Here is a 13531-nt window from a genome sequence, read left to right as displayed (position 1 = left end):
ATGGATCACATCATTTTATCGCCCATCGTGCCCGCCGACCCGCCTATAGAGGTGCAGATCGAAGAACTCGCAACTCGCTACCGCAATGCGCGCGGGGTGGGGCTGAAGCTTCTCGGAACATTGGGGGCGCAAGCGGATGGATTGCTGGATCACCTGCCAGATACGGCCCGTGAAGGTCTGGACGCCGCAACGCTAAAGGCTTTGGAGTTCAGCTTTGAGGCCGCCGCAGTGTCCCGCAATGCCGCGCCTGACGCCAGCCATTGGATGACCCGCGCGGTCACCATGGGAACAGGGGCCGCAGGAGGTTTTGGCGGGTTTGCATCCTCGCTCGCGGAGCTTCCGTTGACAACAACAGTCATTTTGCGGGCCATTCAGGGAATTGCCAATGAGCACGGATTTGACCCCTCGCATCCTGACACGCGGGCGGAATGTTTGCAGGTGTTCGCCTCTGCCGGACCTTTGGCAGAGGATGACAGCACAGACCTCAGCTTCTTGACGTTGCGGGCCAGCGTCACTGGCGTCACGCTCCACACCATGATCAAGACCATATCCCCCAAGTTGGCAGTGGTGCTGGGGCAGAAGTTGGCGGCGCAAATGGTGCCGGTTTTGGGGGCGGTGACGGGGGCCGCGATCAACTACAGTTTTACCAGTTACTATCAGGAAATGGCCCACGTCAGCTTTGGGTTGCGCAAGCTGGCGGAAGAGACCGGATCAGATCGCGCAGCATTGGTTGAGTTATTTCGGGCGGAAATTTTCGGGAAACTCAGCGATCGTTAACCTTTCGATAACTTTCCTCATGTTACCTGCCTTTGTGGCGGGTAATTGATCAACTGCAGGTACCTGAGGCACGAGTAAGTAAAGAGTTTTCAGCAAGTTTCCCTCTTGCTGGTAAAACCCGTCATCTGGATTTTTCAGATGGCGGGTTTTTTTATGCGCTGGTGGACCGCTCAGGGTTTCCCGTTGCGCCCCGTCAGGTAATCCATGATTGCCGCGCGTACCGATTGGTCACCGGTGCCGCGCGCTGTGTCGATGACATCTTTGACCTCGGCTAAATCCACGCGGCGCAGCAGGCTTTTGACTGGGCCGATTGATGCAGGGCGCATGGAGAGGGACCGCAACCCCATCGCGGCAAAGCACATGGCTTCTACCGGTCGGCCCGCGTCCTCGCCGCAAAAGCTGACCGGCGTGTTGGTGGCGTCGCATCGCGCCACGATTTGCTCAAGGAAGGTCAGAAAGCTTACATTCAGCGTGTCGTAGCGTTTGCGCACCCGCTCATTTTCGCGGTCTGCTGCGAAGAAGAACTGTTTCAAATCGTTGCCGCCGATTGAGATGAAATCGGCCATCTCGAAAAACTGGCGCGGTGCGAAGGCCAGTGACGGGGTTTCCAACATGGCGCCAATCTTGACATCAGACGGCATGACATGGCCCATTTTCTCTTCGCGGTCCAATTCGTCCAGGAGTTGCTGGCGGGCTTCGCGAAATTCGTCGAATTGCGCCACAAAAGGGAACATTACCAATAGCGGGCGGCCTTGGGCTGCACGGATCAGGGCTTGCAGTTGCATCCGCATGACGCCGCGTTTGTCCAACCCCACACGAATGGCCCGCCAGCCCATTGCGGGGTTCGGCTCCTCGGTGGGTTTCATATAGGGCAGGACCTTATCCGACCCGATATCAAGGGTGCGAAACACGACCTGCTTACCTTTGGCCGCGTCCAGAACCGACCCGTAGATTGTTGCCAATTCGGACCGTCGGGGCACACGTGCGCGCGTCAAAAATTGCAGCTCTGTTCGGAACAAGCCGACGCCCTGCGCCCCCGAACTTTCCAGCGATGGCAAATCGGCCATAAGGCCGGCATTCATATGCAGGGACACCGTGGTGCCATCCAATGAGGTGGCCGGTTTTTCGCGGATCGAGGCATAGCGTTGCTGCGCCTCTGTTTGCATGGCGATCTTGTCGCGGAAGGCGGCGGCGACGCTTTCTTCCGGGCGCAGATGCACAATTCCTTGATCGCCGTCCACAAGGATTTGGTCGCCATTCAGCGCCTCTGTCAGAATACGCTTTGCGTTGATGACCAGTGGAATTGCCCAAGCCCGCGCCACGATCGCCGCATGCGATCCGACAGAGCCTTCCTCCAGCACAATGCCCTTCAGCTTCTTGCCATAGTCCAGCAGCTCACCCGGGCCGATGTTTTTGGCGACCAGAATGGGGTTCTCGGGGATCTCGGCGCCCGTGTCTTGGCCTTGCCCCGTGAGCAGGCGCAACAGCCGGTTGGAGAGGTCATCGAGGTCGTGGAGCCGCTCGCGCAGATAGGCATCCGGCACATTTTCCATGCGGGCACGGGTGGCGGATTGCTCTTTCTCGACGGCGGCCTCGGCAGACAGGCCAAGGGCGATGTCTTCTTCCATCCGCCGCACCCAAGATCGCGAATTGGCGAACATACGGTAGGCTTCCAGAACCTTTACCTGCTCTTTGTCAGAGTTCTTCCCCATCGAGCCGAGCATTTCATCCACTGACCCACGCAAGGTCCGCATGGCATCCTGCAGGCGCTTGAGTTCGGCATGGGGGTCATCCGCGATCGGGTTGGTTACGACGACGCGCGGCTCGTGCAGGTACACTTGTCCTTCTGCGGCACCTTCTTGCGCGATGCCGCCACGAAACAGGGCTTGTTGGATGTGGCGCGCGCTCATGGCCGCCCCTTCGCCCTGAAACGCGCCAAGCTCGGTCATCTCGGCGAGAACCATCGCCACGACCTCCAAGGCGTAAACCTCGTCTTCGGAGTAGCGGCGCTCGTCCTTGGATTGCACGACCAATACGCCCAAGGTTTCGCCCAAACGTTGGATCGGCAAGCCTAGGAATGACGTGTAAATTTCCTCGCCGGTTTCGGGCATAAACCGAAAGCCGCGTTCGGAGGGGGCATCTGGCGCGTTGATCGGCCTTTTTCTTCTGGCCACGCGGCCGACCAGCCCTTCGCCGATGCGCATGCGGGTTTGGTGGACAGCCGCTTTGTTCAGGCCTTCAGTGGCGCAGAGTTCCAAGGTTTCGGCGTCGCGCAGCAAGTAGATCGAGCACACGTCCGTTCCCATAGACCCCGCGATGATGCTGGTGATCCGGTCCAGTCGTTCCTGACCCGCGCCCTCCTCGGCGAGAGTATCGCGCAGGCGGCCAAGCAGCTTGCGGCTTTCACTTTCTGATCCTTTGGGCAATTTCTTCGCCCCCCTTACTGGTCTCCATAAGGGATATAGGGGAGTTTGTCAGTGAATGGGAGGGCAGAGAATTCGTACTGGCGGTAGAATGCAAATAATGCTTATGAATTCGTCGTTGAATCACGGGGGGAATGACGTCATCTCGCGATTATTGGTCGCACGGGGGCCTATGCATCCAAAGGCCCCAAAGAACACTGCCAACACCTGAGGGCTGACAGTGTTCAGATTTGGTTACCGAGCCGGCGCTTAGGCCGCCTTTTCCAACTCAAACGCGTCATGCAGGGCCTGAACAGCCAATTCCATGTATTTGCGATCAATCAGCACCGAAATTTTGATCTCGGAGGTGGTGATAACTTTGATGTTTACGCCTTCTGATTGCAGGGCGTGGAACATTTTGGCGGCGACACCTGCGTGGCTGCGCATGCCGATACCCACGACAGAAACTTTGGCCACATCGGTGTCGGCGAGTAGGTCATGGTAGTTGATCTCGCCCGAGGCCTTGGCCTCCGCCATTGCTTTCTCTGCGCGCGCGACCTCATCAACAGGGCAAGAGAAGGTCATATCGGTGCGACCTTCTTCAGAGATGTTTTGAATGATCATATCCACATTCACGCCCGCCTCGGACAAAGGTCCGAAAATTGCGGCGGCGATCCCCGGGCGGTCAGCGACCGAGATGAGGGTCATTTTGGCTTCATCGCGCACGAAGGCGATGCCTGAGACTACATTGCTTTCCACGATATCCTCCTCGGCACATACCAATGTGCCTGCGTTGTCGTCCATTTCTTCAAAGCTCGAGAGAACCCGCAGCTTCACGCCGAAGCGCATCGCGAGTTCAACCGAGCGGGTTTGGAGCACCTTTGCGCCAAGGGACGCCAGCTCCAGCATTTCTTCAAAGGCGATGCGGTCCAACTTGCGGGCCTTGTCCGAGACGCGCGGGTCAGTGGTATAGACCCCGTCGACATCGGTGTAGATGTCGCAGCGTTCAGCATCAAATGCGGCCGCGAAGGCAACGGCGGTCGTGTCTGAGCCGCCACGCCCCAAAGTGGTGATCCGGCCCTCGGGGCTGATGCCTTGGAAGCCTGCAACGACCGCAACCTTCATGCCTTCATTGAACTTTGCGTCCAAATTGGCGGTTGGAATTTCTTCGATGCGCGCCGAGCCATGGGCGTCCGTCGTTTTCAACGGAACTTGCCATCCCTGCCAGCTGCGTGCGGGGACATCCATTTCTTGCAACGTCAGCGCCATAAGGCCAGCGGTGACGTTTTCGCCCGAAGACACAATCGCGTCGTACTCGCGGGCGTCATACATCGGTGACGTCTCGTTGACCCAGCCTACAAGCTCGTTGGTTTTGCCCGACATTGCCGAGACAATCACAATCACTTCGTACCCTTTGGCCACCTCGACACCCACACGCTTTGCTGCACGCCGGATGCGGTCTAGGTTGGCGACAGATGTGCCGCCGAATTTCATTACCAGTCTTGGCATTGGTTTTGCCCTTTGTCGTATCGAACAGCCTCTTAGGCCGCTGGCGCGCTGAGGGCAAGGGCTGCGGGTAGGGCTAGTTGGTCTTGCGATTTGGTCCAAAGGGCAAGGGGACCACTGGCACACCGTCCTCAATCAACGCTTTTGCGTCCTCGATTTTGGCTTCCCCGAAGATGGAGCGTTCGGGGGCCGTGCCGTCATGCATCGCGCGGGCCTCGCTGGCGAAGTTCTCGCCAACATCTTCGGAGGTTGCCTCGACCTTTTCGCGCAGCTCTTTCAGGGCCTGCTCAGCAGGGGAAGACGGGGCCGATAGCGGGGCGTCCTTGGATGATGTGCGCACAGGCGGGGCCATAATCGACTTTTGCACGTCCCCAGAGCCACATATGGCACATGTCACCATGCCCGCGGCCTTGAGCTTGTCGAAGGCATCGGCGGATTGAAACCAGCTGTCGAAGCTGTGGTCTTTTGCGCAAGAAAGAGCGTAGCGGATCATACCGGTTCAGGGTCCTCGTGACTGGTGTGGGGTGTAAATTTAAGCTGTCACAACGCGATAGCAAGTCCTAACCGCAAAGCGCGTAGATTTATGATTTCAGCAAAGAGGCGTCAAAGTTCTTGATAATCTTGCGCAATTCAGGCTCGCGCACGCGGGCAGCGGCCTTTTTCACGCTAAACCATTTGCGTTTGCGTTCCTTGCTTTCGGGCCAGACTTTGCGAGTTTTCTGAACTTTCATTGGAAAAACCGAAACCGCACAGGGCAAGTCGTCAGATTTATCCATGACTTTTGTGTAGGAATAGAGCCCAAGGCAGATGTTGAAGGCCTTTCCTTCTACACCGGCTTCCTCATAGGCCTCTATCGCGGCGGCCTGAGCGGGAGATTGGTCCTCCATTGGCCAGCCCTTGGGGATAATCCAACGCCGTGAATTCCGCGATGTGACCAGCAAAATCTGGGTTTCCTTGCCCTGCACCCGAAAGCACAAAGCTCCGAATTGGGTGCGTACATCCCGTTTTTGCGATCCGCCCATCCGCAAGGGCGGATGTTTCATCTTGATGAGTGACATTGCTGCTCCGAAGGCGTGTTTGCGCGCCGATAGACCCAATTTAGCTCCAATAGATAGGGAAGGGAACGAATATCGGGTTAAAGTTTTGGTGTTCTCCCTTGCAAGACCTGCAAGAACCAATCCGTATCGATGTTTCCGCCGCAAAGGATCACAGCGCATGTCTTGCCAGCCATTCGGTGTTTCTCTTGCAACAACCCCGCCAATGGTGCAGCGCCCGCCCCTTCGGCCAAATTGTGAGTGCAGTGATAATAGGCACGGATTGCCTCGGCGACCTCATCGTCAGAGACGGCGATGATCCGTTCAGCACCTTTGGAGTAGATTTCAAAAGCCTCAGGCACCGGCACACGCACGGCCATTCCATCTGCAAAGGTGTCGGGGGCCTCGGTTTCGATCATCCGACCAGCTTCAACCGAAAGCTTCGCCGTCTGCGCGCGGTCTGACACAACCCCCACGATTTTTGTTCTCAACCCTAAGGCGTCGCGGGCCAAAATGGTGCCGCAAATGCCAGAGCCACACCCGATTGGGACATAGATCGTATCAAGGTCGGGCTGCGCGCTTAGCAGCTCAAACGCGTAGGTGGCCACCCCGCGCACCAGCTCTTTGTGGAACGGTGGCACGATGAACAAGCCTTCTAGTGCGGCGACACGAATGGCTTCGGTTCTCGCCTCGTCGAAGTCAGCGCCATGCTCTATCAACTCGGCGCCGAAGGCCTGCATGGCGGCGTTTTTCTCGACCGAATTTCCGTGAGGAACGTAAATCAACGCCCGCAATCCAGCGGCGGTTGCCATCCGTGCCTGACCTTGGCCGTGGTTGCCCTTTGTGGCCGTGCAGATGCCTGGGACGTCTGGATGAGTGCGGGTCAGCCAGTCCATGAAGGTTATCGCACCGCGCATTTTGAACGCGCCGCTGGGGCCGTGGTTTTCGTGTTTGACCCATGTGGGCGTGCCGGTGCGCGCATTCAGCAAGGGCCAGCTATATTGCGGCGTCGCATTCATATGCCGATAAGCGAGGGTGCAGGCGTCTTCTAGTTCGGATTTGGTAAATGTCATCATGGGGGTAGATTAGCCGCCTCTTGTCGAGTCTCAAGTGGCATTTGGCCTTGCACCTGTCAGCACATTGCCCACAATCAACCGCTATGATCCGTCGCTTGTTCATCTCCTTGGCCTTTGCCCTGATTGCCGCGCCCGTTTGGGCCGAAGAGGTGGTGATTTTTGCGGCCTCGAGCCTGAAATCGGCCTTGGACGAAGTCACGCAAGGGATGCCCGTGCGCATTTCTTATGGGGGCAGCGGATTGTTGGCGCGACAGCTGTTGCAAGGGGCCCCTGCGGATATTTTCTTCTCTGCCAACGTCCAGTGGATGGATGCGGCAATACAGGGCGGGGCGGTTGCCGCCAACAGCCGTGTGGAGGTGGTAAACAATCGGCTTGTGGCGGTCAGCGGCCACGCGGGCACGCTGGATGATCTATTGGCTGGGGACGGACATGTGGCGACGGGGTTGGTCGGATCGGTGCCTGCCGGGATCTACGCGAAAGCCTATCTGGAGGCCGCGGGTCAGTGGGAAAAAGTCGCCCCGCGCCTGATCGAGACCGATAGTGCGCGCGCAGCCCTTACCTTGGTTGCGCGCAACGAGGTGCCCTTTGCGATCGTATACGCCAGCGATGTGGTGGCGCAGCCTGCGGTGCAACTGGTGCATATGTGGCCCGTGTCAAAGGACCTGCCGATCCGCTATCCCGTAGCCTTGACGGCTCGGGCGAACGCAGGCGCGAGGGCGGTATTGGACGCTTTGCAAACGAAGACCGCTCGTTCAGTTTTCACCGCTCACGGGTTTGGTGTGCCATGACATTGGGATTGGGACCGCATGAGTGGACGGCAATCTGGCTGTCGATACGTGTATCGCTGGTTGCGACGATGTTGGTTTTGCCTCTGGCGATCTGGGTGGCGCATTTGCTGGCGCGACGTGAATTTGTTGGCAAGGGGCTGGTGAACGGCTTGGTGTTATTGCCCTTGGTTTTGCCGCCGGTGGTGACGGGCTATTTGTTGCTGTTGACCTTCGGGACACAAGGGATGATCGGCGCGATGCTTAATGAGCTTGGCATCGTTTTGGCGTTTCGCTGGACCGGCGCGGCTTTGGCGGCGGCGATTATGGCCTTTCCGTTGATGGTGCGCGCGATCCGGCTCGGGTTTGAGGCAAGTGATCCCAAGTTGGAACAGGCGGCGGTCACCTTGGGCGCGTCCCCGTGGCGGGTGTTCTACACCATTACCTTGCCAACTGCGTTGCCGTCCGTGATCGCGGGCGCGGTATTGGGGTTTGCAAAGGCCATCGGCGAATTTGGCGCGACGATTACCTTCGTTGCGGCCATTCCCGGGCAGACACAAACCATACCCTCCGCGATCTACGCGTTCTTGCAGGTGCCTGGCGGCGAAAGTCAGGCTGGCAAACTGGTGTTGGTGTCTTTGGTGATTGCGCTGGGAGCCGTGGCAATATCCGAATATGTGGCGCGCCGCGTCGTGGGTGGGAAAGCATGAGCGTTTCCGTCCGCATTCAGCAACAGCTTGGTGATTTTTCCTTGGACGTCGCCTTTGAAAGTGACGGCGGGGTGACGGCGCTGTTTGGCCCCTCGGGCAGCGGCAAGACGTCTGTGATCAACGCCATCGCAGGATTGGCACAGCCTGACAAAGGGCATATTCGCCTAGGAGAGCAGGTCCTGTTCGACAGCGCAAAGGGGACATTTGTGCAGCCGCACAAGCGTCGTGTTGGCTATGTTTTTCAGGAGCCGCGCCTGTTTCCACATATGAGCGTGGCGCAAAATATCGCTTATGGACACCCCCGTCAGCAGCCCCCCACGCACCGCGATGCAGGGGTGGCGGCGTTGGGGATCGCGCATCTGCTGGATCGCTCCCCGCGCGACCTTTCAGGAGGCGAGGCGCAGCGGGTGGCCATCGCGCGGGCCTTGAGCAGCGAACCGCATGTGCTGCTGATGGACGAGCCATTGGCGGCCCTTGATGAGGCGCGCAAGGCAGAGTTTTTGCCCTATCTGCATCAGCTGGTTGCCAGAACAAGCATCCCCGTTTTCTACGTCAGCCATGCCATGAGCGAGGTCGCACAATTGGCCGACAATTTGGTGGTGCTGCGGGAGGGGCGTGTGGCGCGGGCAGGGCCGCTTGGGGACATCCTCGCTGATCCGGCCGCAATCTGTGACATCGGAGTGCGCGAGGCTGGAGCGATTTTAAACGTGACGGTGACACGGGCCAATGACAGCGACGGGCTAAGCGAATTGGCCACGAGCAGGGGGCGTTTGTTCCTGCCGCCTGTCCATGCCGAGGATGGCAGCGCCATGCGGGTGCGCATTCGGGCCAGTGATGTGATCTTGTCAAAGGATAGGCCGGACGGCTTGTCGGCGCTAAATATACTGCCCTGTACGGTGACCCAAGTGCATGAGGGGCAGGGGCCGGGGGTGGCGGTGGCTTTGACCTCGGGGGGGGATTCATTGATCGCGCGGATCACGCGTCGCTCGGCGCGGGCGATGGGGCTGCGCGCGGGGCTGAGCTGCTACGCGGTGATCAAATCTGTGTCGGTGGCCCCTGCGGACTTGGGAGGGCGCGGGGCGGCGTAGCCTTCGTGCCACGGGTCTTCAATGAATGAACTGCAAGGCTTGTGAAGCCCCCGCAGCTTGCCGATAACACCTGCAACCAACCATCTGAGGTCCCCATGAATGTAATCCGCAGCGCCGCTGTTGCTTTTATGCTTTTTGCAGCCACCAGTGCCGCCTGCGCCGAGGGGCATAAATCCTTGGGGTGGGGGAGCCTGTTTAACAACGACACATTGGGCGACGGCAAAGATCGCTGGCGCAGTGCGTCCTTGGTTGTCTCGCATGTGCGCGGAGAGGAATGGGCTGGGCAGCGTCCGGACCGGATTGGCGCATTGATCGAATACCGGTTCCGCGCCGAGATGATTACACCGGTCAATGTGGCAGCGCCGAATGCGTCGGATCGCCTCTATGTGGGGGCCTTGTCGTTCGGGGCGCATACGCATTTTCAAAAAGGCGCGACCGAGATGAGCTTGGGCTTGGATCTGGTGTTTGTCGGGCCGCAAACCAAGGTGGATCAGTTGCAAGACAGCCTGCATGGGGTGCTGGATTCAGGTTCGGTGAATGTCGACGGATTTCAAGTTGCAAATGCGGTGTATCCTACTGTGACCTTTGAGGCGGGCCGCCAGTTCGACCTTGGGGGCTCGGGGCAGCTGCGCCCTTTCGTGGAGCTGCAAGCCGGTGCCGAGACCTTGGCGCGTCTGGGGGCGGATGTGACATTTGGCAGCTTCGGGCAAGGGGCGTTGCTGCTGCGTGATGCTCCGACGGGGCAATTGTATTCTGGGGTTGCGGGCGCGCGCAAAACAGGGCTGTCGATGGTGCTGGGGGGCGATATCGCCTATGTCGCCGACAGCCAGTACCTTGATACGGCGGGTATCGCCAAGAAGGACCTGCGCGGGCGGCTACGTGCTGGGCTGCATCAGCAGTTTAAACGCGGGGCGATGTTTTATGGTGCCACCTACCTGAGCGAGGAATATGAGACCCAGCCGGAAGGGCAGGTCGTGGGCTCGCTGAGCCTGAATGTTCAGTTTTAGGCCTGTTTGCGCCGAAGCAAAAAGAGTCCTTGATGCAACAGGTGAGCTATGTGGGTTAACAATTTGTTAACACATGGCTATCCAGATTCATCTTATCGTGCTACGTCATGACAAAAGACGACAATAAAAATAAAAACTTGAGCAGGTAACGGACATGAAAACGGGCTTTCAAGGCACGTATGTCCTCACGTCAGACCAAATTCAACTGGATGGAGCCCCTTGCGCGCCAGGCCAGTTGCCACAGACCGGACAGGTCTGGTCTTGGCACGGGGATGCAGTGCGTCTGGATGGGGCGCATTCTCCATTGATCTTAACGGGCGAGCTTGGCCGCGAAGATATTCGCCGCCGTGTGGCCCGTGTTGTGGAACGAAAGTTTGACCTTCCCGAAGGGTCTGACGTCAACATCGGTGACGATGAGATGTCGGGGCCGGAAGGCTATGTTCTGTCGGACGGAGACGTGCGTTTCACCTTGGTGCCGATACGTCCCTCTCGTTTGCCGAAAATTCTGTGGTGGTGCCCCGAAGGCGTGCCGCTGGCAGGGCGCAATTACCGCGTCACATCCACCCCCGCGACTGCAACCGTACACAACCGCACAAGCGACTTCGGTGGCGATGTCATTTGCTTTACGCAAGGCACCCGCATTCGCACAGCTGACGGCGAAACCCATGTCGAGCATCTGAACATCGGCGATATGGTGCAAACCAAGGATGACGGTTTGCAGGAGATATTGTGGATTGGGCAGCGCCGCATGTCAGGCGCACGGCTATATGCGATGCCCGATTTGCGGCCGGTGCGTCTTAGGACCTCTGCTTTGGATCGTGACATTCCTGATGAAGATTTGCTGGTGTCGCCACATCACCGCATCTTGTTTTCTGGCCCCAATGCGACTGCATTGTTCAACCAGTCCGAAGTGCTGGTGGCAGCGTCTGACCTGATCAATGATCACTCGATCTATGTCGATCACACCGTGAAGGAGGTGACTTATGTGCACCTGCTGCTGTCACGACATCAGGTGCTTTGGGCCAATGGCGTAGAGACCGAAAGTTACCACCCCGCCAACACCACACTGAAAACCGTTGACGCGGATCAGCGTGCTGATCTGCTGGACTTGTTCCCCGATCTCAAGCGCGACCTTCACAGCTATGGTCCTTTTGCGCGGCGCAACCTGAACCGGTCCGAGGCGGCAATTCTAACGCATGACATGAACTAGGCTGATGGCCTATGTGAAGGGCCATTGGCAGTTGTTGCTGCTGGTTATTGTGATTTTCGCGCTTTGGTCGACACCTGTGATGGTGCCGCTGAAGATTGTCGTGGTGTTGCTACACGAGATATCCCACGGTTTGGCTGCGCTTCTGACTGGCGGCGCGATTGAGCAGATATCGATCTCTCCACAACAAGGCGGTGTGGCGCAGATTAGGGGCGGTTCGCGTTTTTTCACCCTGTCGGCAGGCTACCTAGGTTCATTGCTGTTGGGCATGGGGTTGCTGTTCGCCGCTTTGCGCAGTGTCGCAGATCGGGTGGTGGTTGCGGGGCTGGGCGTGGTGTTTTTGCTGGTGGCTGCACTTTACATGCGTGACCTGTTCGCCTTGGTCTTTTGTGTTGGCTTGGCAGCCGTTTTGTTGGCGATGGCGCGTTGGCTGGATCACCGAGCGTGCGACTTGGTGCTTCGGGTGATTGGGCTGACGTCAATGATCTACGTGCCGTTTGACATCTTCTCGGACACGATCGCGCGGTCGCATTTGCAATCGGATGCGTGGATGCTGGCGGATGAGTTCGGGGGCACCACCATGCTGTGGGGCGGTTTGTGGCTGGTGCTAAGCTTGGTGGCTATCGGCGCTAGTCTGCGTTACGGCTTGGGGGGCTCTAGCAACATCACCTTCGGCGCGACAGCAGAAGGCGATTGACTCCCCATATATCCCGTCTATAAGCGCGACTTCATTGGTGTTGGTGGCCCTCGCAAGAGGAACCCTGTCACTCCGGCAAAATCCGGAGGAAGGACAACGCCCTTCTAAAACACATAAGAAGGAGATCAGCGTATGACTAAACGTACCGCTGCCAAATACAAAATTGACCGCCGGATGGGCGAAAACATCTGGGGTCGCGCTAAATCCCCAGTTAACCGTCGTGAATATGGCCCCGGCCAGCACGGTCAGCGCCGCAAGGGCAAACTGTCTGACTTCGGCCTGCAGCTGCGCGCCAAGCAGAAGCTGAAAGGTTACTACGGCGATCTGACCGAGAAACAGTTCAAGCGTACTTACGTTGAAGCTGCGCGTGTTAAAGGCGACACTGGCGAAAACCTGATCGGCCTGCTGGAGCGCCGCTTGGACGCAGTTGTATACCGCGCCAAATTCGTTCCAACCGTATTCGCGGCACGTCAATTCGTGAACCACGGCCACGTCACAGTGAACGGCAAGAAGGTAAACATCCCTTCCTACCGCGTGAAAGAGGGCGACGTAATCGAAGTGCGTCAGAAGTCCAAGCAAATGGCGCTGGTGATCGAAGCATCCCAACTGCCAGAGCGTGACGTTCCTGATTACATGGAAGTCGACCACTCCAAAATGTCCGCGACTTTCGTTCGCACTCCAGGTTTGGGCGACGTTCCATACCCTGTTGTGATGGAACCAAACCTCGTGATCGAATACTACGCGCAGAACTAAGCTTCTTAAGCGTTGCATTCAAAGGCCGCCCTTCGGGGCGGTCTTTTTCGTTTGTGTTTCGCCTTTGTGACCAAGGCCGGGCTGTGACATGTGGTGTGGCCTGGCCTCGGTTCGTAGAAATCAGCGTGTCTTGGCAATGGGCGGTGAAGAAGAGCTGCCTGCATCAATTTAGGTTGGAATCAATCTTCATGCGTTTGATCAGGGCCTTCGCCGCGCCAAGATGCCGCGCTGATTGATCTTACGACTATGGTCTTGAATGGGCAGTGCGGCATTCTCATCGCAGGTTGAAATCTGCGGGAATAGCCAAGCTTGCGTGTTACAGATTGTTGTTCTTACTTATTATTTACAGAATTTACTGCAAATTTACTGACGCGCAGGCTGTTAGACAATTTAGTTTACAAAGTTTTCTATCAATCCCCGCTGCTTGACGGTAATTGTCAATCTTGCGTGTTATAAGCGCAGACAAGGGAGCGAGTTCTATTTCGGTAGAACATGAGGTTTGAGGGGCCT

The 13531-nt window shown here is 57.7% G+C and carries 13 protein-coding genes; 8 read left to right on the top strand and 5 right to left on the bottom strand.

All coding sequences use genetic code 11. From position 1 onward, the window contains the following. Entirely contained in the window at window positions 1–777 is a 777-nt protein-coding gene (locus Q0746_RS04800; RefSeq protein WP_298257724.1) for an EcsC family protein, read from the top strand. Between the two features lie 170 nt (window positions 778–947). On the opposite strand, the gene ptsP is transcribed toward Q0746_RS04800, so the two are convergent. The 5 genes from ptsP to Q0746_RS04775 form a co-directional block, all read right to left on the bottom strand. Then, window positions 948–3203, bottom strand: coding sequence for a phosphoenolpyruvate--protein phosphotransferase (ptsP, locus tag Q0746_RS04795; RefSeq protein ID WP_298257722.1), 2256 nt, complete (start codon window positions 3201–3203; stop codon window positions 948–950). Window positions 3204–3449: 246 nt separating this feature from the next. Beyond that, entirely contained in the window at window positions 3450–4688 is a 1239-nt protein-coding gene (locus Q0746_RS04790) for an aspartate kinase (protein ID WP_298257720.1), read from the bottom strand. A 73-nt stretch (window positions 4689–4761) separates the two neighbouring features. Further along, window positions 4762–5178 (bottom strand): DUF1178 family protein, encoded by a 417-nt coding sequence (locus Q0746_RS04785; protein ID WP_298257719.1) that lies wholly within the window; start codon window positions 5176–5178, stop codon window positions 4762–4764. An 88-nt stretch (window positions 5179–5266) separates the two neighbouring features. Beyond that, on the bottom strand, window positions 5267–5743 hold the full coding sequence (locus Q0746_RS04780; protein WP_298257718.1) for an NUDIX hydrolase: 477 nt from the start codon (window positions 5741–5743) through the stop codon (window positions 5267–5269). A gap of 77 nt (window positions 5744–5820) precedes the next feature. Continuing rightward, on the bottom strand, window positions 5821–6795 hold the full coding sequence (locus Q0746_RS04775; RefSeq protein WP_298257716.1) for a threonine dehydratase: 975 nt from the start codon (window positions 6793–6795) through the stop codon (window positions 5821–5823). Between the two features lie 83 nt (window positions 6796–6878). Here Q0746_RS04775 and modA point away from each other — a divergent pair, with 83 nt between their 5' ends. The 7 genes from modA to rpsD all read left to right on the top strand — a co-directional run bounded on the left by modA (window position 6879) and on the right by rpsD (window position 13021). After that, complete coding sequence (gene modA, locus Q0746_RS04770) at window positions 6879–7583, top strand: molybdate ABC transporter substrate-binding protein (RefSeq protein ID WP_298257714.1); 705 nt, start codon at window positions 6879–6881, stop codon at window positions 7581–7583. Further along, window positions 7580–8269: a molybdate ABC transporter permease subunit gene (gene modB / locus Q0746_RS04765; RefSeq protein ID WP_298257712.1), complete on the top strand. Its 690-nt coding sequence runs from the start codon at window positions 7580–7582 to the stop codon at window positions 8267–8269. Before modA ends, modB begins: the two co-directional genes overlap by 4 nt. Then, window positions 8266–9357, top strand: coding sequence for a molybdenum ABC transporter ATP-binding protein (gene modC / locus Q0746_RS04760; RefSeq protein WP_298257711.1), 1092 nt, complete (start codon window positions 8266–8268; stop codon window positions 9355–9357). The genes modB and modC overlap by 4 nt, the downstream gene beginning before the upstream one ends. Window positions 9358–9452: 95 nt before the next feature. Further along, on the top strand, window positions 9453–10364 hold the full coding sequence (locus Q0746_RS04755) for a lipid A-modifier LpxR family protein (protein ID WP_298257709.1): 912 nt from the start codon (window positions 9453–9455) through the stop codon (window positions 10362–10364). Between the two features lie 154 nt (window positions 10365–10518). Beyond that, window positions 10519–11574 (top strand): Hint domain-containing protein, encoded by a 1056-nt coding sequence (locus Q0746_RS04750; protein WP_298257708.1) that lies wholly within the window; start codon window positions 10519–10521, stop codon window positions 11572–11574. 4 nt (window positions 11575–11578) lie between these two features. After that, a complete protein-coding gene (locus tag Q0746_RS04745; RefSeq protein WP_298257706.1) occupies window positions 11579–12268 on the top strand; it encodes a M50 family metallopeptidase in 690 nt (229 codons plus the stop codon). Between the two features lie 132 nt (window positions 12269–12400). Continuing rightward, on the top strand, window positions 12401–13021 hold the full coding sequence (gene rpsD, locus Q0746_RS04740) for a 30S ribosomal protein S4 (RefSeq protein ID WP_298257704.1): 621 nt from the start codon (window positions 12401–12403) through the stop codon (window positions 13019–13021). Window positions 13022–13531: the final 510 nt, after the last annotated feature.

The organism is uncultured Litoreibacter sp. (assembly GCF_947487515.1).
Lineage (GTDB): Bacteria > Pseudomonadota > Alphaproteobacteria > Rhodobacterales > Rhodobacteraceae > Litoreibacter.
This window is presented reverse-complemented; position numbering and strand designations above follow the sequence as displayed.

Excerpts from the sequence above, each read along its gene's own strand:
- Q0746_RS04785 (WP_298257719.1), bottom strand. The coding sequence starts at position 5,178 with ATGATCCGCTACGCTCTTTCTTGCGCAAAAGACCACAGCTTCGACAGC.
- Q0746_RS04780 (WP_298257718.1), bottom strand. The coding sequence starts at position 5,743 with ATGTCACTCATCAAGATGAAACATCCGCCCTTGCGGATGGGCGGATCG.
- Q0746_RS04775 (WP_298257716.1), bottom strand. The coding sequence starts at position 6,795 with ATGATGACATTTACCAAATCCGAACTAGAAGACGCCTGCACCCTCGCT.
- Q0746_RS04800 (WP_298257724.1), top strand. The coding sequence starts at position 1 with ATGGATCACATCATTTTATCGCCCATCGTGCCCGCCGACCCGCCTATA.
- modB (WP_298257712.1), top strand. The coding sequence starts at position 7,580 with ATGACATTGGGATTGGGACCGCATGAGTGGACGGCAATCTGGCTGTCG.
- Q0746_RS04755 (WP_298257709.1), top strand. The coding sequence starts at position 9,453 with ATGAATGTAATCCGCAGCGCCGCTGTTGCTTTTATGCTTTTTGCAGCC.
- rpsD (WP_298257704.1), top strand. The coding sequence starts at position 12,401 with ATGACTAAACGTACCGCTGCCAAATACAAAATTGACCGCCGGATGGGC.
- Q0746_RS04750 (WP_298257708.1), top strand. The coding sequence starts at position 10,519 with ATGAAAACGGGCTTTCAAGGCACGTATGTCCTCACGTCAGACCAAATT.
- modA (WP_298257714.1), top strand. The coding sequence starts at position 6,879 with ATGATCCGTCGCTTGTTCATCTCCTTGGCCTTTGCCCTGATTGCCGCG.
- Q0746_RS04745 (WP_298257706.1), top strand. The coding sequence starts at position 11,579 with ATGGCCTATGTGAAGGGCCATTGGCAGTTGTTGCTGCTGGTTATTGTG.
- modC (WP_298257711.1), top strand. The coding sequence starts at position 8,266 with ATGAGCGTTTCCGTCCGCATTCAGCAACAGCTTGGTGATTTTTCCTTG.
- Q0746_RS04790 (WP_298257720.1), bottom strand. The coding sequence starts at position 4,688 with ATGCCAAGACTGGTAATGAAATTCGGCGGCACATCTGTCGCCAACCTA.